General features: G+C 43.6%; 18 protein-coding genes. 9 read left to right on the top strand and 9 right to left on the bottom strand.

Annotation, left to right across the window (positions count from 1 at the left end):
* Positions 1–127: 127 nt before the first annotated feature.
* From OCV20_RS13765 to OCV20_RS13780, 4 genes are all read left to right on the top strand, one after another.
* On the top strand, positions 128–871 hold the full coding sequence (locus tag OCV20_RS13765; RefSeq protein ID WP_086774757.1) for a copper homeostasis protein CutC: 744 nt from the start codon (positions 128–130) through the stop codon (positions 869–871).
* Between the two features lie 99 nt (positions 872–970).
* Positions 971–1900, top strand: a complete 930-nt coding sequence (locus OCV20_RS13770; RefSeq protein ID WP_086774756.1) for a LysR family transcriptional regulator — start codon at positions 971–973, stop codon at positions 1898–1900.
* 128 nt (positions 1901–2028) lie between these two features.
* Positions 2029–2580 (top strand): porin family protein, encoded by a 552-nt coding sequence (locus tag OCV20_RS13775; protein WP_086774755.1) that lies wholly within the window; start codon positions 2029–2031, stop codon positions 2578–2580.
* 146 nt (positions 2581–2726) lie between these two features.
* Positions 2727–3218, top strand: coding sequence for a hypothetical protein (locus tag OCV20_RS13780; protein ID WP_086774754.1), 492 nt, complete (start codon positions 2727–2729; stop codon positions 3216–3218).
* 9 nt (positions 3219–3227) lie between these two features.
* Here OCV20_RS13780 and phoU read toward each other — a convergent pair whose 3' ends face one another.
* The 4 genes from phoU to OCV20_RS13800 form a co-directional block, all read right to left on the bottom strand.
* Positions 3228–3926, bottom strand: coding sequence for a phosphate signaling complex protein PhoU (gene phoU, locus OCV20_RS13785; RefSeq protein WP_009848270.1), 699 nt, complete (start codon positions 3924–3926; stop codon positions 3228–3230).
* Positions 3927–4000: 74 nt separating this feature from the next.
* Positions 4001–4819, bottom strand: coding sequence for a phosphate ABC transporter ATP-binding protein PstB (gene pstB / locus OCV20_RS13790; protein WP_009848269.1), 819 nt, complete (start codon positions 4817–4819; stop codon positions 4001–4003).
* A complete protein-coding gene (gene pstA / locus OCV20_RS13795) occupies positions 4820–6529 on the bottom strand; it encodes a phosphate ABC transporter permease PstA (RefSeq protein WP_050619859.1) in 1710 nt (569 codons plus the stop codon).
* Between the two features lie 111 nt (positions 6530–6640).
* The gene (locus OCV20_RS13800) at positions 6641–8857 is read right to left on the bottom strand and encodes an ABC transporter permease subunit (protein ID WP_086774753.1); all 2217 of its coding nucleotides are present in this window, start codon (positions 8855–8857) and stop codon (positions 6641–6643) included.
* 200 nt (positions 8858–9057) lie between these two features.
* Between OCV20_RS13800 and ppk1 the strand changes: the two genes are divergently transcribed.
* Together ppk1 and ppx are read left to right on the top strand one after the other, a co-directional pair.
* Entirely contained in the window at positions 9058–11154 is a 2097-nt protein-coding gene (gene ppk1, locus OCV20_RS13805) for a polyphosphate kinase 1 (RefSeq protein ID WP_086774752.1), read from the top strand.
* Positions 11145–12656, top strand: a complete 1512-nt coding sequence (gene ppx, locus OCV20_RS13810; RefSeq protein ID WP_086774751.1) for an exopolyphosphatase — start codon at positions 11145–11147, stop codon at positions 12654–12656. The genes ppk1 and ppx overlap by 10 nt, the downstream gene beginning before the upstream one ends.
* A gap of 78 nt (positions 12657–12734) precedes the next feature.
* On the opposite strand, the gene OCV20_RS13815 is transcribed toward ppx, so the two are convergent.
* The 3 genes from OCV20_RS13815 to phoB are packed head-to-tail and all read right to left on the bottom strand — an operon-like array spanning position 12735 to position 15730.
* The gene (locus OCV20_RS13815; RefSeq protein ID WP_086774750.1) at positions 12735–13712 is read right to left on the bottom strand and encodes a PstS family phosphate ABC transporter substrate-binding protein; all 978 of its coding nucleotides are present in this window, start codon (positions 13710–13712) and stop codon (positions 12735–12737) included.
* Positions 13709–15007: a phosphate regulon sensor histidine kinase PhoR gene (gene phoR, locus OCV20_RS13820; RefSeq protein ID WP_019823041.1), complete on the bottom strand. Its 1299-nt coding sequence runs from the start codon at positions 15005–15007 to the stop codon at positions 13709–13711. Before phoR ends, OCV20_RS13815 begins: the two co-directional genes overlap by 4 nt.
* A 33-nt stretch (positions 15008–15040) precedes the next feature.
* Positions 15041–15730, bottom strand: a complete 690-nt coding sequence (phoB, locus tag OCV20_RS13825; protein WP_004735064.1) for a phosphate regulon transcriptional regulator PhoB — start codon at positions 15728–15730, stop codon at positions 15041–15043.
* 194 nt (positions 15731–15924) lie between these two features.
* Here phoB and rdgC point away from each other — a divergent pair, with 194 nt between their 5' ends.
* The 3 genes from rdgC (at position 15925) to OCV20_RS13840 (ending at position 18738) form a co-directional block, all read left to right on the top strand.
* Entirely contained in the window at positions 15925–16839 is a 915-nt protein-coding gene (gene rdgC / locus OCV20_RS13830; protein ID WP_048615190.1) for a recombination-associated protein RdgC, read from the top strand.
* Between the two features lie 206 nt (positions 16840–17045).
* The gene (gene trhP, locus OCV20_RS13835) at positions 17046–18449 is read left to right on the top strand and encodes a prephenate-dependent tRNA uridine(34) hydroxylase TrhP (protein WP_019823039.1); all 1404 of its coding nucleotides are present in this window, start codon (positions 17046–17048) and stop codon (positions 18447–18449) included.
* 34 nt (positions 18450–18483) lie between these two features.
* The gene (locus OCV20_RS13840; RefSeq protein WP_004735061.1) at positions 18484–18738 is read left to right on the top strand and encodes a YfhL family 4Fe-4S dicluster ferredoxin; all 255 of its coding nucleotides are present in this window, start codon (positions 18484–18486) and stop codon (positions 18736–18738) included.
* A 40-nt stretch (positions 18739–18778) separates the two neighbouring features.
* On the opposite strand, the gene OCV20_RS13845 is transcribed toward OCV20_RS13840, so the two are convergent.
* Positions 18779–19087 (bottom strand): hypothetical protein, encoded by a 309-nt coding sequence (locus tag OCV20_RS13845; protein ID WP_048615188.1) that lies wholly within the window; start codon positions 19085–19087, stop codon positions 18779–18781.
* A gap of 274 nt (positions 19088–19361) precedes the next feature.
* The gene (gene mepA / locus OCV20_RS13850; RefSeq protein WP_086774749.1) at positions 19362–20201 is read right to left on the bottom strand and encodes a penicillin-insensitive murein endopeptidase; all 840 of its coding nucleotides are present in this window, start codon (positions 20199–20201) and stop codon (positions 19362–19364) included.
* Between the last annotated feature and the right edge of the window lie 204 nt (positions 20202–20405).

The raw sequence follows: 20405 nt of genomic DNA on the forward strand, positions 1-20405 counted from the left end.
CTTGTGATAGATAATTGAGGTAGCTCTAAACCCAAACTTTACCCCTATTTTCCCTTATCCCCATCTATTCAGAATCACACCTAGATTGCTATGATTTCATCAGTATCTTTTTGAACGGATAAACACGATGAACACCGAAATTGAAGTCTGTATCGATAACTTAGAATCTCTTCATAACGCACTATCTGGTGGCGCGAGTCGAATTGAGCTTTGCTCTGCCTTAGCACTTGGCGGATTAACTCCAAGCTTCGGAATGATGAAGCAAGCGGCAATAATTTCGTCGGTTCCGGTCTACGCTATGATTAGACCAAGACAGGGCGACTTCATTTTCGATAACGACGATATGCTCTGTATGCTTGAAGATATTGAAGCTTGTGCAAATGCAGGATTGGATGGGGTCGTACTTGGTGTGTTAGCGCCGAACGGAAGTATCGATATGCCAAAAATGCAGCAACTGGCTGAAAAAGCACACTCGTTAAAGCTTGGGATTACCTTCCACAGAGCCATCGATCAAAGCTCTGATTTCCAAGCAGCATTAGAGCAGGTGATTACACTTGGATGCGAAAGAGTCCTGACATCAGGGCTTGCTGTTAATGCCGAACAAGGCATCGATGTATTGGCAGCAATGGTCAAACAAGCCGATGGACGAATTGATATCATGGCGGGGGCTGGCGTTAACGCTGCGAATGCCAAAATGATTCAAAGCGCTACCCAAGTACCTGCTCTTCACCTTTCAGGTAAATCAACAAGACCGAGCCTAATGGAAAACAACTCGAGTGCTCAAATGGGCAATGATGATATTGATGATTATCAGATCCCAGTGACAGATGCGAGTAAGATATCTGATGTGAGAGCCGCCCTCACCGCTTAGGGTAATAATCGCCAGCATAAATCCAGAGAACCTCGCTGACTAATCTAACTGACTGACGTATATTAGATTTAATAGCACAGAAAATTTTCATGGATAGATATGGCTAAAGACTTATTCAGCTCTCTTGATTTAAACCTGTTACGAACATTCCTGATTGTTTATCAAGAAAAAAACACCAGAAAGGCTGCGGAGCGTTTATTCGTTTCTCAGCCGGCGGTTAGTCAGACCTTACAGAAGCTGCGCTATCACTTCAACGATGATCTTTTTATAAAAGTATATGGTGGGTTACAACCTACCTACTTCAGCAAACAACTAGCGAATGAGCTTTCACCTCATTTAGATGGTTTGAAAGCCGCCGTTAACTCTTCAAATACCTTTGACCCAAAGCAAATTGACTACCCAATAAAAATCGCTTTGTCTCCAGTGGTACTCGCATGTTTATCAGGGACTCTTTACAAAGTCATCAAGCAACAAGCCCCAAACTGTGAGTTAGAATTAACGAGCTGGAGTACGTCGTCTGTAAAAGATATTCAAAAAGAAAATGTCTTATTAGGTGTTGCTTATCAACTCACCAACGTTTCTAAAGAGATTTATGTTCAGAAGCTCGTTGATATTAAAGGGCGCTTATTTGTACGAAAAGAGCACCCGATTAAAGAGTCTACTGTCACCCCACAAGATTTAGCAGGTTATGAGATTGCATCGCTAATATCACCAGGATGGAACGATAACTTCAGTCAAGCTTCACGAATATTAGAATCCTACTCTATTCCTCATCGAATTGGGTTTCGTTCCGAGATGGTATTGGCTCTTATTGATGTCCTACTAAACTCTGATATGTATATGCCTCATTCCAACCTCTTTCCTATCGACAACTATCCCAACCTGAGAGCTATTGATGTAGATGTCGCTAACGACTTAAAAATGATGGGAGTGTATAGCTATATCCATGCAAAAAATCGTAATAACCCTCTTCATATGTGGCTCAGCAATGTCATTAAAGAAGCGTTAAACGAACAAGTTAATAAGTAATGCTTATTATGCTTATACAAAACACTACTTAGCCTAAAAATAAAACACTGTTTAATATTAGCTCTGTCAAAACGGATACTGAACTACGAAGGATCGTGCAGTTAAGTTAACCCTAGATAGAGACTAATATGAAAATTGCACTTACTACCCTAATTTCAGCTTCACTACTTTCTGTTCCAGTTCTTGCAAACAACTTTGACAGCCAACACCGTGTGGGTATCGGTTACAACCAAATTCAAGTAAACGATTGGCTAACCGATGACACAGTTGATTGGGGTAACGGTATCAAACTTGAATATGGTTATGAATTTAACCGTATCGTAGGTATCAACGTTTCTTACGCAACGAATAGTGACGACGAAAACGTTGAAGGCATAAAAGCTGAGATCGATGGTTACAAGTTCCAAGTTGATGCTGACATCGGTTATAAATTTGAATTGGATGGCTTCTCTTTAAAACCTTATGGTGTTCTGGGCCTAGCTCGTCAAAGTGAAGATAATTCAATTAGCATCCTAGACAAGAAGTGGACTGAATCATACAACGATACCAGCTTCGTTGTTGGCCTAGGTGGTCGCGCTGAATTCGGACCACACCTATACACTGACATGCGCTTTGAATTCGCGAGCTACGATGACGTAGATTACGACACATTCTCATGGACTGTCGGTTACCGCTTCTAATAAATTGAAAAAGCCAGCGTTCAAGCTGGCTTTTTACGATCAGTCAATTGCTGGGTTCTAACACCTCATCAAAGTTGACCCCCTTTCGAACAATTCGAATCAAAATTCATTGCAGCCACGGACGGCTAATTGCTTTAGGTATTTTTATGAAGATAAAAACTTCCCTGCTTTTACTTTCAGCCCTTTCTACTTCCGTTTCAGCAAGTGCTCTTCATTTATCCCCAGAACTAAAAATTGGCTCTTATCATGGCTTCGGAGTTCAAGCTGGCATTACTGATGTGGCAAATTTAGGTGCCGTTTATCTTAGCTATTCTCACCTTTGGTATGACAGCGATCGATATGACGAAACAGTTGATGCGTATCGTGTTGGTATCCAAAACATGTTTGGAAGAAACCAAATCCACGGCTTTCAGGCTGAGATTGGTGTGGCAAGTTATGACGGTAAAAAAACTCGCTCAGGCGAAGTAGAAGAGAAAACAACACATGGTATAAGCCTAGGCGGGGCCTACGTTTATCAAGCGACACCAATGCTTGGATTACGTGCTGGTGTTGATATGAATATTTTTGATCACAACAAAACCTTTGTGCCTTACGACACAACGGTCAATTTCAATCTTGGTGCAATAATTAGCTTCTAAAGATAAGTTCTATTTTAGTGCGTCATCAAGGCTTTGATCGCCTAAGTGACGTACATCTTTACCCTTCACAAAGTAAATAATGTATTCGCAGATATTTTGGCAGCGGTCTCCCACTCGTTCAATCGCACGCGCTGACCACATCACCTGCAAAATATTAGGGATGTTCTTAGGATCTTCCATCATATAGGTCATTAACTGACGAATAACGGCCTCGTACTCCGCATCCAACTTATCATCAAGCTTGTGAACTTCAGCTGCCGCATCAACATCCATACGAGCAAAAGCATCTAATACTTGGTGAAGCATGGTGATAGCCTGACGGCAAAGAGGCTCTAAAGATACGTGGAATTTCTGCTCTTTGGTTGAAGGGATCTCTATCGCACCTTGAGCAATTTTAGAGGCAACATCGCCAATACGTTCCAGATCGGTAATCGTTTTGATGATCGCCATAATCAAACGCAGATCTTTCGCTGTCGGCTGACGCTTTGCAATGATTCGAGTACACGCCTCATCAATCGACACTTCCATCGCATTCACTTTGTGGTCATCACGAATCACTTTTTTAGCCAATTCAACATCGTCTTTATGAAGCGCCTGCATTGCAAACGAGAGTTGCTGCTCCACTAACCCGCCCATGGTCAATACATGAGTACGGATCGATTCTAACTCGACATTGAATTGCCCTGAAATGTGGCGACCGAAATGCATACTTGCTCCTTGAAAGAAATGAAGAAAGCCATTTTTGTAGAGTGACTTAGCTCTAGATGACACCTTTGTAGAGGTTAGCCATATCTACCAGTAATGTAGTCTTCCGTCTGGTTTTTCAATGGAGACGTAAAAATTGAGTCCGTATCTGAGTACTCGATCAATTTTCCCATATGAATAAAGGCAGTATGGTCACTTACGCGCGCGGCTTGTTGCATGTTGTGGGTAACAATCACCACTGTGTATTGCGTTTTGAGATCGTTGATCAGCTCTTCAATCGTCAAAGTGGAAATCGGATCGAGTGCAGATGTCGGCTCATCTAACAAAAGTACTTCAGGCTCAATCGCAACCGCACGAGCGATAACCAAACGCTGCTGTTGGCCGCCAGATAAACCAAAAGCATTCTCATGCAATCGATCCTTCACTTCATCCCATAGAGCAGCAGCGCGCAGAGAGCGTTCAACCGCATCATCAAGGTCGCGGCTGTTGCTAACGCCTTGCAGCCTCAAGCCATAAACCACATTCTCATAGATAGATTTAGGAAAAGGGTTCGGACGCTGGAATACCATACCAACACGACGTCGTAAGGTCGCGACATCCACCTTAGGGTGATAGACGTTCTTGCCATGAAGCTTCACTTTCCCGGAAACCTTACAGCCCTCAACAAGATCGTTCATGCGATTAATGCAGCGCAGCAGAGTCGACTTACCACAGCCAGAAGGGCCGATAAACGCGGTCACCTGCCCCTTCGGGATCTGCATCGAGATATCATCAAGTGCTTGGCTCTCTTTATAGTAAAGATTTAGCCCTTCAATCGAGATAGCAATTTGCTCATCCTTCAGGTTGTGAACATCAAGTGGTGCTTGGTAACCCAAGGTTTCATTAATCGAGAACATCTAATCTTGTCCTAAGGTTCGGTATTTTTCACGCAAGTTATTACGGATATTGATGGCTGTTAAATTCAACCCAACAATCACCGTAACCAATAAAAATGAAGTCGCATACACTAAAGGTCGTGCCGCTTCGATATTAGAGGTTTGAAAACCAACATCATAGATATGAAAGCCTAAATGCATGAACTTTCTGTCTAAGTGTAGATACGGGAACTGACCATCGACTGGCAAGCTGGATGCTAATTTCACAACACCCACCAGCATTAGTGGAGCAACTTCCCCCGCAGCTCTCGCGATTGCCAAAATTAAACCAGTGATAATCGCTGGGCTTGCCATCGGTAAAACAATGCGCCAAAGCGTCTCAAATTGAGTCGCACCAAGCGCTAATGAACCGTGCCTCACTGCACTAGGAATGCGCGTTAAGCCCTCTTCAGTGGTTACGATAACCACTGGAAGCGTCAAGACCGCTAAGGTTAGTGCTGACCAAAGTAGGCCCGGTGTGCCAAATGTCGGAGCGGGTAATCGTTCTGCATAAAACAACGTATCAATCGAGCCACCAATGGTATAGACGAAGAAACCTAAACCAAAAACGCCATACACAATCGACGGTACACCCGCCAAGTTAATCACGGCGATACGAATTAAACGTGTCAGTGCGTTGTTTTTTGCGTATTCATGAAGATATATCGCAGCGACCACGCCAAGCGGCATCACGACGATCGACATGAGAATAACCAACAGAACAGTGCCGAAGATCGCAGGAAATACACCGCCTTCAGAGTTTGAGTCTCGTGGATTCTCTGATAAGAACTTCCAAACTTGTTTGCCCCAGTGCCCAACCTTTTCTAGGTAAGACATATTATTCGGGTACCAATAATCCAAAATGTGACTGAGCGAGATCTCGACCAACTCGCCTGTCATATCCTCAACCAGCAAGCTTTCGACATTAAGTTGCGTTCTAAGGTGCTCAAGCTTAACTTCGGCTTCACCTAACTGGCGGTTTAATTCCAGTTTAGTTTGAGTATAGGTTGTAAGGTATTCATCACTCACTGACTCATTGAGTTCAAGCTTACGCTTTTCTAAGCGCAGGTTTTCCAATTGCCAGCTGATATTGCGAATTTCTTGGTTCACGACACGCGACGTTTCTTTACGTAACGTATCAGCGAACGCCAAGCCTTGTTCGAGCTTTTGGTCTATGTTCGAATCAAAGGTGCCAGAAGCGGTTTTAAAACCCACCGGCTTACCAAAGAAATAACCACCTCGACTTCGTTCAATCACAACCCAATCTAGCGGGGTGGTTGGTTCACGTAAGTTAACATCCAGAATGGAAACAAAGTCCGCAGGGTACAGCTCTCTGTTGGCAACTTTGATGCTTAAGCGCTGTATTAGCCCAGTCGAGAGGTTTTGAGGCGACAAGAGATCATGGACTTGTGGAACTTGCTCTATCGGGATGTATTTTCGTTCATATAGCTGACCAACCAATACATCTTGTTTGGATACGGTTTCGTCAAGATCGACCACGAGCGATAAGTCTTTGGAATCAACTTGCCATTGGTACAAAGGTGCGGGCCAAAAATAGGTTAAGCCCTTCCAACCAATCAGCAGCATTAGGCCAAGAACAGAAAGCATACTGATGCTCACCGCCCCACCCGTTAGCCAGATCCACGGAGAGCCCGATTTAACCCAAGACAATAATGACTTCAGTTTATTCATCATGATCGACCTTGCTCTTGACGTACTGAACTCAAGGAACTGAGAAGATCACGAGACACGCTAGTCAAGCCACTAAAAGCCATTGACGTACATTGAGGCAAACCTTTACAACTACAGCGCACGATATTTATCTCTCAGTCTTTGTCTAACCCACTCAGCAACTGAGTTCACCGCGAATGTAAAGATAAACAGCAACAGTGCAGCCAAGAACAGCAAGCGGAAATGAGAACCACCCACTTCTGATTCTGGCAGCTCAACAGCAATCGTTGCCGATAAGGTTCTCATCCCTTCCAAAATATTCCAGTCAAGAATTGGAGTGTTACCTGTCGCCATCAAGACGATCATGGTTTCACCAACCGCTCGCCCTAGGCCCATCATAACCGCAGAAAAGATACCTGGACTCGCCGTCAATAACACCACATAAATAAGCGTCTGCCACGCCGTCGCCCCCAACGCTAATGAGCCATCAGACAAATGCTTAGGTACAGAGAAAATAGCATCTTCCGCAATCGTGAAAATCGTTGGGATGACCGCAAAGCCCATAGCAAAACCAACCACTAGCGCATTGCGTTGGTCAAAGTCGATACCATAGCTAGCCAAGAAGGTACGAATATCACCACCAAATAACAAAGCTTCAATGTTGTTTCCACCAGCAAATACCGCAACCACTGTAATCACCAATACCGGAATCAATATCAGAGCATGCCAACCATTAGAGAAGCGACCCGTTACCATCTTCGGCAAACAGAACCAAACAAGTCCAGTCAACAGTGTGCTCAGTGGCAATAGCACCATTAATGAGAAGACAGCCGTTAAATGCGTCTCGACGATTGGAGCAAACCAAAGCCCAGCCAAGAATCCGATGATCACAGTCGGAAGCGCTTCCATCAGTTCGATCGAAGGCTTCACCACTCTTCGCATGCGTGGAGACATGAAGTAAGCGGTGTAAATAGCTCCGAGCACAGCAACCGGCACAGCAAACATCATCGCAAACAGAGCGGCTTTAATAGTACCGAACGTGATAGGTACTAAACTGAATTTCTCTTCAAAGTCATCGTTCGCCGACGTTGATTGCCAAACGTATTGCGGTTCAGGGTAACTTTCATACCAGACCTTTTGCCAAAGCGATGAGAATGAGATCTGTGGATATTCATTGTCGAGTTTAGCCACACTGATGGTGCCATCAATCAAGGTCGCAAGATGCAGTTCATTGGCAGACATAGCCGCTAGTTGTGGTGATTTATCAAAGGCTCGTTCAAACAACGACAGCTTTTCACTGGTCGTATAGTGGCTTTGTAATGTGCCGTTCTTATAGAAACTATAAAAACCCTTTCTATAAGTATCAGGAAGAATAAATTGCACTTGTTCAGCTAGTTGGAAGTCTCGAATATGGGTCAGGCTACGTTTTTCATCTTTGAGTACATCGAACCACTGAGAAACCTGTCCGTCCTCATGCGTAACCAACAGTGAATAAGCTCCAGACAGTAAATCGATGCTTTTCACGGAATGCTTCGCATCATTTAAGCTAAGATCAATCACTTCACGAACATCAAAACCGTTATCTGATAGTTTCAAAACAACCAAATCCGATTGTGCTCGAAGGTACAAAGTTTGCCCATCAGGCGTGACAAGCAGTTGCTGTTGCAAGCCCAGCTTATCCGATAGCCATTGTCTCTTCTGAAAAACATACTGACCAGTAAGGTCACTCTGATACCACTTAACCAAGACTCGTTGGTCACTTAACTGAGCGGCAACCGTAATCCCACGTCCATTTTTAGAGAACGCGAATTTGTCGATCGTCGCTCCAATTGATGATTCATCATTTAAAAACGGTTCAGGGAGAGTGATTTGCTCAATTTTAGGTTCGGCTTCACTGCCCTTTTTCAGCACAGGCGCACTATACTCAGGATAGAAAAAAGTAAGATTGCTTGCGCTGTCGGCAAAGGCAAACCAGTTTTCAGATGGGGTATTTCGAGAAAAGGCGATGGGGTTGGCTACAACATCACGCTCAAAGTAAGAGTGTGTATTTTGAGACTCTAAATCCCAAAACTGTACCAAACCGGATTTTTCGATAGTAAATGCATGCTGACCATATTCATCAACCGATAAGACGATAGGCTCTTCGACGGCAACGGTCTTCACAGCTTGGTCTGTCTCTAAACCAGTATCAGAAAATACCGGTAAAATGACCATCGCCAAGTAAACAAAGATCAATACTAGGGCAGCTAGAACACTGACCGCGCCACATGTCACCGAAAAACGGACGAGACGATCTTTCAACCATCTTTTTTTGTCGCGCTCTTTCAATGAAAATTGGGCTGAAGCCATCTGTTTATCTACCTTTTTTTAGCTACTGACATAATATGTACGTTAGATGACAATTATATTACAAGTTACGTTAAACAACTGAAACTAATAACAAGTTTGTTAGCCATATTTCTTAAAGTAAGATCATAGATTTGGTGTATTTTGCCATTCTAATTTAAAGTAATCAGCTCTATAGCCAGTACTCAAGGATTCTCATCTCGATGGAAAAAGACTATGTCACAAAAGAACTTAGCTGGTTATCCTTCAATGAAAGAGTGCTCCAAGAAGCGGCAGATAAGTCAGTCCCCTTAATCGAAAGAGTTCGTTTTTTAGGTATTTACTCGAAAAACCTCGATGAGTTTTACAAAGTCCGATTTGCTGATGTGAAGCGAAAGATCTTACTTCAAGATCCACAGCTAACCTCCAACTCACCGAAAGCCTTGCTGACTCAAATGCAGAGCAAAGCGAGCAAGCTCGATGCTCAATTCCATGAACTGTATAACGACTTGCTATTGGAATTGGTACGCAATCGTATTTTTCTGGTCAACGAACAACAAATCAGCGAAGAACAAAGTGGCTGGATAAAAAAGTACTTTAAGAAAAAAGTGCTGCCACACTTAACGCCGCTTCTCTTGAACGAAGATAGCCAGTTACTTAATATTCTCAAAGATGAACAAAGTTACTTAGCCATCGATATCGAGCGCGAGACATCATCTCAATATGTCTTACTCGAAATCCCATCAGAGACGCTCCCTCGATTTGTTAAGCTACCGGAACCTTCGGGTTCGCAGCGTACAACTTTGATCTTGTTAGATAATATAGTTCGATTTTGTTTGGATGACTTACTTAAAGGATTCTTTGAGTATGACTCATTGCGTTGTTTTGCGATAAAAATGACACGTGATGCCGATTATGATCTTCAAGAAGACAATGAAAATAACCTATTAGAATCGATGTCTTTAGGTTTAGAGCAGCGCTTAACGGCACTGCCGATACGTCTGATCTATGAGTCAGAGATGCCCGCTGAAATGCTCAACTTCTTACAAGTCAGACTTAAACTGTCTGACTATGACAGTGTCATCGCAGGTGGGCGCTATCATAACTTCAAACATTTCTCTGAGTTCCCAAGCCTTAACCGACATGATTTAGTTAATCGTCCTCTACCCGCGATTAAATGCGCGCATTTCAGCCATTACCCAAACTATTTCGAAGCGATCAAAGCTCGTGACATCTTACTCCATTACCCTTATCACACTTTTAATCACATCACTGAACTTGTTAGGCAGGCTTCCTTTGATCCCAAGGTAACCTCCATCAAAATAAACGTTTACCGTGTTGCGGAGGGCTCAAAACTCCTCAGCTCGATCATCGATGCAGCACACAATGGCAAAAAGGTCACTGTGGTTGTCGAGCTGCAAGCACGCTTTGATGAGCAAGCCAACATTCAATGGACCAAGAAACTTCAAGAAGCGGGTGTAAAGGTCATCCATGGCATCCCTAGTTTGAAGATCCATTCCAAGCTGCTGCTCATCAAACGAAAAGAAGGCAAGCATACAGAGCATTATGCCCATATTGGCACTGGCAACTTCCATGAAGTTACAGCGCGCGTGTATACCGATTTTTCTCTGCTCACTGCGAATGAAGATTTGACTCAAGAGGTGAGACAAGTCTTTAAGTATATTGAAAACCCTTATCAAAAGTCCCAGTTCAAACAACTGATTGTGTCACCAAAGAATACTAGAAAACGTCTGTACCAATTGATAGATCATGAAATACAAAACGCGATAGAAGGTAAACCTGCAAGCATCACTCTAAAACTCAACAACTTGGTCGATCGAGAGATCATTGAAAAGATCTACCAGGCTAGCCAAGCCAATGTAAAAGTGAGAATGGTCATTCGCGGCATGTGCTCTCTTGTCCCTGGCATAGCCAACATAAGTGATCATATTGAGATAGTCAGTGTGGTCGATCGTTTCCTCGAACATCCGAGAGTGATGATATTTGGTAACGCTGAAAAGCCGAAAGTCTATATCTCTTCTGCTGACTGGATGACACGAAACTTTGATCATCGCATCGAAGTTGCAGCCCCAATTTTAGACCCTAAGATCAAGCAAACCATTATCGATATCACCGAGTTTCATTTTGATGACAGCAACAAAGCTCGATTACTAAACCAAGCGATGAGCAACCCTTACATACAACCACCAGCAAACCCACTTGATTACCCGACGTCACAACTCTCCACTTACCACTATATTAAACGTATGGAGAAACTTGCTCGCAAGAAGTACAAACAAGAGAAGAAATCATGCCGCTAATTGATAACAAACATTCTCGATGTATTGCCGCTATCGACTTGGGTTCGAACAGCTTCCACATGGTGGTTGCCCGGGTATTCGATCAACACCTGCAATTAGTCAGCAGACACAAACAGAAAGTGAGATTAGGTGATGGATTGGATGAACGTAACGTCCTATCTGAAAGCGCTATCGAGCGAGGCCTAGAATGCCTCAAAGTGTTCGCAGAACGACTGGCGGATTTTGAGCTTGATGATGTCAGAGTTGTTGCGACTCATACCCTAAGAAAAGCCAAAAACGCTAAAGACTTCTTAGAGCAAGCCAAACCACTGTTTCCTTTTCCAATAGAGATCATTTCCGGTCAAGAAGAAGCTCGAATAATCTATAACGGTGTAGAACACACTCAAACCGCTTCTGAATCTAAGTTGGTTATTGATATCGGTGGTGGCAGTACCGAACTCGTCGCAGGACAAGGTTTTACCCCCCTAATTATGCGCAGTTTACCGATGGGATGCGTCAACTTCACCCAACGTTTCTTTGCTGACGAAGGGCTAACTTCACAACACTTCTCAGATGCTTATACCGCAGCTACTCGTCTATTGATGCCGTTGATTGAAGAATACACAAAAGCCCCTTGGGAAATCGCTTTTGGCTCATCAGGGACTGCTAAATCAATAAAAGAGGTACTCATTGGCTTAGGGTTCACCGACGGTCTCATTACGCCCCAACGCCTGTCTTATTTGAAGAATCACTTATGTGAATTTTCATCATCCAACACCTTAAATCTTTCAGGCTTAAGTGATGATAGAAAGCCTGTGTTTGCTGCTGGCGTCACCATTCTTTCAGCAGCCATGGATACGCTAGACATCAAGGAGTTACATTTTTCTGATGGTGCCCTGAGAGAAGGCGTTCTTTATGACATGGAGGATCGATTTAAAGATATTGATGTTCGAACAAGAACTGCCGAAACGCTCGTCTCTCGATACCATGTAGACGTAACTCATGGCAAGAAAGTCAAAGTACTCGCCCTTGCATTGCTGAAACAAGTGCAGCCTCAAGTGACAACTGCGGTCACTAATGAGCTGTATGATCTGCTTGGTTGGGCTGCATTACTTCATGAGGTAGGACAAAGCATTGCATTCCAAGGCTATCACCGCCATTCGGCTTATCTGCTTAAGCACACGACAATGCCAGGCTTCAATACTGAGCAGCAGCGTTTTATATCAACATTGGTTCGCTATCAAAGAAAAGCGCTCAAGCTACAAGATTTGCCGGAACTTTCTCTGTTTACTCAGCAACAAGTCACCCTGCTGGTTCGTATATTGAGACTTGCTATCTTACTCAACCGTCAGCGAAATCAAGCACTGGCCCCAGACGTAACTCTAACGATTGAACAACAGGATAACTGGGAATTGAAAGGATCTAACAGCGATTGGTTGGCACAAAACCAACTGCTTGATTGTGAACTTAAAGAAGAGCAACAACGTTGGCAAAATGCTGGATGGTCGTTAAAGCTAAAATAACGAACAGTCAAAATTAAAACAGCCTGCGACATCGCAAGCTGTTCATACGTTTCTTATCTAAGTTTATCGTAGCCTCAATCAGAGCCCGACTTTTGCCAACTCTTGCTCTGCGAACTCAGACGGTATTGCTAAATAGCCATCTTTCTCTACAAGTTCTTGTCCTTGCTTTGAGAACACAAAAGTGAGGAACTCTCTCTCAACGGGAGAAAGCGGTTTATCTGGGTGTTTATTCACGTAAACATAAAGAAAGCGCGATAGAGGGTAATCACCACTCAAGATGTTCGCTCGAGTCGGCTCTACAAAATCAGAACCATACTCAGCAATAGGAATTAGCTTAACGCCAGCGACACGATAGCCAATACCTGAGTAACCTATCCCACTTATTGATGATGCGACCGACTGTACAACCGATGCAGAACCTGGCTGCTCATTGACTCGGTTCTTAAAGTCACCACCACATAATGCGTTTTGTTTGAAATAGCCATAGGTTCCCGAAACGGAATTGCGCCCAAACAGCTGGAATCGATGTTTCGCCCAAGGTTGGTCGACGCCTAGATCTTGCCAATCGTTGAGCGGCTTAGTCGCACCACAGCGTAATGTCTCTGAAAAGATGCCATCAATCTGACGAAAGTTGAGCCCCTCAATAGGGTTATCGCGGTGCACAAAAAGCCCAATCGCATCGATCGCCACTCGCAGTGCTGTCGGTTTATAACCATGTTCTCTTTCAAATGCCTCTACTTCTCGCAAGCGCATCGGACGACTCATGGGCCCTAGATGAGCAGTGCCTTCTGTTAAGGCTGGAGGCGCAGTAGAAGAACCAGATGCTTGGACTTGAGCGTTAACGTTCGGGTAGTAAGATTTAAATTCCTCTACCCATAACGTCGTCATACCCGCTAAGGTATCCGAACCTACCGATAATAAGCTCCCAGAAATGCCCGGAACCTTAGAATAATCAGGCAGTGATTCGACACTCTGTTCGGCATGAACAGGGTTAACCAAAGCAAACGCTAATAATGAGCTGACTGGCAAACGCATCCTGCGTGTCAAACAACTCATGACACTGTCAGTCGATTTGGCAATGTAAAATGGAATCGACTACCGACACCTACTTCACTTTGAATTTCTAAATGTGAGTCATGATGACTAAGCGCATGTTTCACAATCGCCAATCCAAGACCACTACCACCTGTATCACGTGAGCGTGCTTTATCTACACGATAGAAACGCTCTGTGAGTCGATGTAAGTGTTGTGGTTCGATACCGTCTCCGGTGTCTGACACATCCAAACAGGCACCTTGACTGGTCTGGTACCAACGCACTTTCACCGTCGCGCCTGGTGGTGTGTATTTCACTGCGTTGTAAACCAGATTCGATATCGCACTTCTCAGCTGATCTTCATCAGCAAGAACGCGTAGGCTCTTATCGATATCAAACTCAAGCTTATGCTCTCTATCACCACTTAGGCTTGCCGCTTCTTTTTCAAGAACCTCAAGCATCGCCGGAACGTTCACCACTTCATCGAGCTCATGCATTGGCGCAGCTTCGATCTTAGAAAGTGTTAATAATTGATTGACCAGACTGTTCATGCGATTCAATTGCTCGGTCATCACACCATGAGCCTTAGGCCACATAGGGCCAACGACCATGTCTGGATCTTCCGTCATTTCAAGGTAGCCCTGAAGTACGGTCATTGGAGTACGTAGCTCGTGAGAAACGTTAGCAAAAAAGTTACGACGCATGCCTTCTAGCTGTTTTAGCTGAGTAACATCACGTACCACCATCAGGTGTTCACCCTCGGTATACGGCACGATACGAAGCTCAAGCATACGTTCCACGTTAAGTGGCGAAGGCATCTCTAACGGTTCTGAAAAATCTTGTTTATTAAGATACTTGATGAAGTCCGGCGTGCGGATCAAGTTAGAGATCGGTTGTCCTGAATCGTCTGGCCAGCGAAACCCAAGTAAGTACTGAGCTAGCTTGTTACACCAAACGATATTGCCTTCACCGCGAAATACCACAACAGCATCGGGAAGGGATTCTGCACCATTTCTGAAACGGCGGATAAGGTTGGTCAGCTCTTTACGTTTGCGACGCTGTCTCTGCTGCATACGATAAATACCGTTAAACAGAGACTCCCAATTCCCAGAACCTGATGGTGGCGTTAGACGCTTCTCATCCCACAACCATGCGGACAAACGCATTTGATTATGTAGATGCCAGCCGAGCTGCAATACCGTAGCAGCCAGCAGTAACCAAGGTAGGTAGCCGAATATCCATCCAACTAAAACCCAAGGTGCGTAAAAAAAAGCCAGCTCCCAAGCCAGCTTTTTCCAGGTTAACTTTTCAACCATTCAGGACTCCGTAAACTGGGTAGCGAAGCCACACTAAGCCTTTGTAGAAAAACGGTAGCCCGCGCCGCGAACCGTTTGGATTAGCTTGTCGTGACCTGCAGATTCAAGTGCTTTACGCAGGCGTCGAATATGTACGTCAACGGTACGGTCTTCAACGTAAACGTTGGTGCCCCAAACGTTATTCAGCAGTTGCTCTCGGCTGTACACACGCTCTTGGTGTGTCATAAAGAAGTGCAACATTTTGAACTCTGTTGGTCCCATATCAACCGGACCTTCGCTTGCGGTAACGCGGTGAGATACAGGATCTAACTTAAGACCTTGCACATCAATCACGTCTTCCAGTGCGGTAGGCGTTACACGGCGAATAACCGCTTTCAGGCGAGCAACAAGCTCTTTTGGTGAAAATGGCTTGGTGATGTAGTCATCAGCGCCCACTTCTAAACCACGAACCTTATCTTCTTCTTCGCCACGAGCCGTTAGCATCACCACTGGGATGTTGCGAGTTAACTCTTCACGCTTCATGTGCTTGATAAAGTTTATCCCGCTACCACCAGGTAGCATCCAATCTAGTAATACTAGATCTGGGAAAGGTTCACATAGCTTGTTTACCGCTGTATCGTAATCTTCAGCCTCTACTGCTTGGTAGCCTTTTTGTTCAAGCACGAAACACAGCATCTCACGAATAGGTGCTTCATCTTCAACGACCAGAATCCTTCTCGACATAATTGAATAGCCTTTGTATTTAATCAACGCATTGCATTATCTGAGTTAATTATGACACTTTTGTGACCTTTGAAAACAAATTTTCATATAACTGTCTCAAACATTTCACTTTATAACTTTTGATACAGAGCTAGGGACAAATCGAATTAGATCTCATATCATGAAGCACTTCTAAAAAGGTATGAGAAAAATTTATGTGGTTTAAAAATTGCCTAGTCTATCGCTTCAACCGTGATATTGATTTCAACGCAGATCAGCTAGAGAAACAACTTGAAGAATTCCGCTTTACTCCTTGTGGTAGCCAAGACAAACAAAAGTTTGGTTGGGTACACGCAATGGGTAGACATGGCGATATGATGACGCACGTATCAGAAAACCGCATTCTTATCTGTGCAAAGAAAGAAGAGAAAATGCTACCCGCTTCTGTGATCAAAGAATCATTGAACGCAAAAGTAGAAACGCTTGAGGCAGAGTCTGGTACACCTCTGAAAAAGAAAGAGAAAGACAACCTAAAAGAAGACATCATCATTGATCTACTTCCTCGCGCATTCAGCCGCAGCAACTTCACTTACGCGCTGATCATGCCAAAAGAAGGTTTCATTGTGGTTGATGCGAGCAGCTACAAAAAAGCAGAAGATGTATTGGCATTGCTACGTAAGACAATGGGTAGCCTGCCAGTAGTGCCAGCTATTCCAGAGCAAGCGATCGAAACGACTCTTACAGAATGGGTGAAATCAGGTGATACGCCACAAGGCATCACTATGCTTGATGAAGCAGAACTAAAATCTATTCAAGAAGACGGCGGTATTGTTCGAGTTAAGAAACAAGAACTAGAAGCTGATGAGATTAAAAACCACATCGAAGCCAATAAGATGGTGACGAAACTTCTTATCAACTGGCAAGACCGTATTGAGTTCATTCTTGCAGAAGATGGCAGCATCAAACGCCTAAAATTCAGTGATGAGCTCAAAGACGAAAACGACGATATTCCTCGTGAAGATCAAGCTGCGCGTTTTGATGCAGACTTCTCTCTACTTTGTGGTGAGTTCAGTGTTTTCCTTCCAAACCTATTTGAATCATTAGGTGGGTTAACTCAACCTAACGCTTAATCAGTCAAACTATAAGCTCAGGTACTAACGGCATCTGAGCTTATTTCTCACTAAGTTTTCGCTTATATCTGCCTCTCTGCCCTCTTGTTAATGTCATTGCTATCTTTAGGGCTATCAACCAAACTCATTTTAGCGTAAAATTTGCGCCCCTTTGATATCACTTGGTGGTATCAACCTGACTTGAGATCAGATTAGAGAACGAAGCAATGACTACACAAAAACCATTTGTACCTGAACTATTATCACCGGCAGGAAGCCTTAAAAACATGCGTTACGCATTCGCCTACGGCGCAGATGCAGTTTACGCAGGCCAGCCACGTTACAGCCTTCGCGTTCGTAACAACGAGTTCAATCACGAAAACCTACAAATCGGTATCGATGAAGCTCATGCTCAAGGCAAAAAGTTATATGTTGTATGTAACATTCAGCCGCACAACTCTAAATTAAAAACATTCATTCGCGACCTTAAACCAGTTGTAGATATGGGCCCTGACGCGCTTATCATGTCAGATCCTGGTCTTATCATGATGGTTCGTGAAGCATTCCCTGAAATGCCAATCCACCTTTCGGTTCAAGCAAACGCAGTAAACTGGGCGACCGTTAAGTTCTGGTCAACCCAAGGCGTTGAGCGTGTAATCCTATCTCGTGAGCTATCGCTTGAAGAGATCGAAGAAATTCGCGAACACTGCCCAGAAACAGAGCTAGAGATCTTTGTTCACGGTGCACTTTGCATGGCTTACTCAGGCCGTTGCTTGCTTTCTGGTTACATGAACAAACGCGATCCAAACCAAGGTACTTGCACCAACGCTTGCCGCTGGGAATACAAAACAGAAGCAGCGAAAGAAGACGAAAACGGTCAGATCGTTGAAGCTAATCCAACTGGTGTCGCTATTCAAGAAGTTGAAGTTCAAGATGAACGTCCAGACAACACACTAGGTCTTGGTAAACCAACAGACGAAGTGGTTCTGCTTTCTGAATCACACAAGCCAGAAGAGAAAATGGCAGCGTTTGAAGATGAGCATGGTACTTACATCATGAACTCAAAAGACCTTCGTGCAATCCAACACGTTGAGCGCCTAACTAAGATGGGGGTTCACTCTCTCAAAATTGAAGGTCGTACTAAGTCTTTCTACTACTGTGCACGTACTGCTCAGGTTTACCGTAAAGCTATTGACGATGCAGTGGCAGGCAAGCCATTCGATGAAAGCCTAATGGGTACCTTAGAGAGCCTAGCTCACCGTGGTTACACTGAAGGCTTCTTACGTCGCCATACACACGATACATACCAAAACTACGAGTACGGTTACTCTATCTCTGATACTCAACAGTTTGTTGGTGAGTTCACAGGCAAACGCCGTGGCGACCTAGCGGAAGTCGAAGTGAAGAACAAGTTTCTAGTAGGCGACAGCTTAGAAATGATGACACCGAAAGGTAACGTTGTTTTCAAACTGGAAGTTATGGAAAACCGTAAATCTGAAGCGGTCGACGATGCGAAAGGTAACGGTCACTTTGTATTTATTCCTGTACCAGCAGATCTAGATCTAGAGTACGGCTTGCTGATGCGTAACTTGAGCGAAGGCCAAGATACACGTAACGCATCAGGCAAATAATTTTCACTTAAGCGACTTACTTGAGAAGAAAACAATGGCTCTGTTAATTACTGACAAGTGCATAAACTGCGATATGTGTGATCCTGAATGCCCAAATGGTGCAATCACTATGGGTGACAGTATCTTCGAGATCGATCCAGATTTATGTACAGAGTGTAAAGGTCACTATGAAAAGCCAACATGTCAGTCAGTGTGCCCGATTACAAAATGCATAATCACTGACCCAAACCATATTGAAACTGATGACGAGCTACTCGAGAAGTTTGTTATCATTCAAGGCTTGACCTAAAAAAGAAAGGTTCAACTTAACCATAAGTTGAACCTTTTTTTTATCCTGATTTCTCGATTGGATAAATATTGCAGAAGAGCTCTTTTTCAAATTGATATTCGAGTCGTTCTCGCCAGTTTATTGATTGAGCTATCGGAACAAGATAAAAGTTTTCCCTGCCGGTATCGGTCACAAATGCCATTCCATACTGCATCAATTCGTAATGAACATCATTTACGAAGCTAGGGTCTAAACGCTGTCTGCCTGTCAGTTGGGTAATGTCATCTCTCGAAATAGAAATACCCGAGCTTTCAGCGTTGAATCTATGTCTTAGCCATTCTGAAAATTCCTTTGCACAAATCATAGTCATAGTCTTATCCTTGAATTATCTATCGACGGGTATCAGACTCTGATTTCGTATACTGCATATAAGCCGCATCTTTCACCCCAAAAACACTCTATCCCTGACCAAACCTTGTCAAATTCGTCATCGCCTTTGCTGATATCGTTATTGGTTTTATCAATATCAAACGATGTTCTTAATCTAGTGTTTATAAACTCTAGACAAAAGTGTGATGTTTCTCCAGTTTTAGAGTCGAGAAAACCAGTGGCAGTACCACTGTAAAAAGCCTCGATGAACAGGATTACTTATTCGATATCAAGGCCAAACACTGACTTGGCATCACTTTAACTTTTTTCTTTTTCTTAGTTTTCGCTACTTTTTTAGGAGGTGGAACTGGAACAGTCTTTGGAGCCCAACTAGCAAGTTCATCTCCACAACCATCACCTTTAGGAGGGCTCGCTTGAGCTATGCAGTTTGAACTGCCTTCAGGACACTTTAAACGAACGTGGAAGTGGGAGTGGTGTCCCCACCAAGGTCTTATTTTGCCTAACCAAGCTCTATCATTAGCGTCAGAGTTTTCTTGTTCACAAAGGGTTTGCTTGATCACTGGATGAACAAAAATACGCACCACTTTTTCATCTTTCGCCGCATAACGAATAACTTGAAAGTGATCATTGGTCCAATTCGATTGACGCAATTTGTAGTTGGTAAGATCCACAACGCTCACAGGTTTAGGCACAGCTAACTCGTTCTCTGACAACCTCTTACTGGTTAACCTTAGCCATATATCAATATCTAACCCTGTTTGATGACTTGAATGACCTGAAGAAAAGCGCCCTCCTCTGGGAAGAGAAATATCACCGACCAATAAATTAGTATTGAGTTTCTCGCTGGTCGTGACTCCTAACCTCTCAATAAACTTTATAGCTTCTGTATGGCCATAGTAGCGCTCTCTTTGAGGGCGAATGATCTGATACCCCAAACCATTAATAGGCAAAGCCTGCGCGCCGTCTAGACAGCCATTGGCATAGCTTCCAATTGATGAGGGTGAATTTTTAGTAGGGTGACTCTCTTTCTCCCACGAAGTTGCTGATAGAGAAAATGAACAAAAGAATACTACCAGTGCAAAAAAGAACCTCATAATAATCCCAAATTACTGACGCTTACTCATTATATTAGTCGCCATTTAGGATTAGGTGCATATCGTATTTAAGTTTTTGGTGGTAGCCAGTGAATTAGACGGGTTAAAGCAACAAAACGGGAAAACAGAGAAATTTCGCTATAAATAAATGATGAAGCGTAATGGGCTGTTTATACCTAGCTATCTTCACAATTTATCAAACTC

It is taken from the genome of Vibrio coralliirubri, from assembly GCF_024347375.1.
Lineage (GTDB): Bacteria > Pseudomonadota > Gammaproteobacteria > Enterobacterales > Vibrionaceae > Vibrio > Vibrio coralliirubri.

Coding starts and splice junctions, on each gene's coding strand:
- pstB (WP_009848269.1), bottom strand. CDS start 4,819: ATGTTCTCGATTAATGAAACCTTGGGTTACCAAGCACCACTTGATGTT.
- ppx (WP_086774751.1), top strand. CDS start 11,145: ATGCCGCTAATTGATAACAAACATTCTCGATGTATTGCCGCTATCGAC.
- phoB (WP_004735064.1), bottom strand. CDS start 15,730: ATGTCGAGAAGGATTCTGGTCGTTGAAGATGAAGCACCTATTCGTGAG.
- OCV20_RS13775 (WP_086774755.1), top strand. CDS start 2,029: ATGAAAATTGCACTTACTACCCTAATTTCAGCTTCACTACTTTCTGTT.
- mepA (WP_086774749.1), bottom strand. CDS start 20,201: ATGAGGTTCTTTTTTGCACTGGTAGTATTCTTTTGTTCATTTTCTCTA.
- OCV20_RS13815 (WP_086774750.1), bottom strand. CDS start 13,712: ATGAGTTGTTTGACACGCAGGATGCGTTTGCCAGTCAGCTCATTATTA.
- phoU (WP_009848270.1), bottom strand. CDS start 3,926: ATGCATTTCGGTCGCCACATTTCAGGGCAATTCAATGTCGAGTTAGAA.
- OCV20_RS13780 (WP_086774754.1), top strand. CDS start 2,727: ATGAAGATAAAAACTTCCCTGCTTTTACTTTCAGCCCTTTCTACTTCC.
- pstA (WP_050619859.1), bottom strand. CDS start 6,529: ATGAATAAACTGAAGTCATTATTGTCTTGGGTTAAATCGGGCTCTCCG.
- trhP (WP_019823039.1), top strand. CDS start 17,046: ATGACTACACAAAAACCATTTGTACCTGAACTATTATCACCGGCAGGA.
- OCV20_RS13800 (WP_086774753.1), bottom strand. CDS start 8,857: ATGGCTTCAGCCCAATTTTCATTGAAAGAGCGCGACAAAAAAAGATGG.
- ppk1 (WP_086774752.1), top strand. CDS start 9,058: ATGGAAAAAGACTATGTCACAAAAGAACTTAGCTGGTTATCCTTCAAT.
- OCV20_RS13845 (WP_048615188.1), bottom strand. CDS start 19,087: ATGACTATGATTTGTGCAAAGGAATTTTCAGAATGGCTAAGACATAGA.
- OCV20_RS13840 (WP_004735061.1), top strand. CDS start 18,484: ATGGCTCTGTTAATTACTGACAAGTGCATAAACTGCGATATGTGTGAT.
- phoR (WP_019823041.1), bottom strand. CDS start 15,007: ATGGTTGAAAAGTTAACCTGGAAAAAGCTGGCTTGGGAGCTGGCTTTT.
- OCV20_RS13770 (WP_086774756.1), top strand. CDS start 971: ATGGCTAAAGACTTATTCAGCTCTCTTGATTTAAACCTGTTACGAACA.
- OCV20_RS13765 (WP_086774757.1), top strand. CDS start 128: ATGAACACCGAAATTGAAGTCTGTATCGATAACTTAGAATCTCTTCAT.
- rdgC (WP_048615190.1), top strand. CDS start 15,925: ATGTGGTTTAAAAATTGCCTAGTCTATCGCTTCAACCGTGATATTGAT.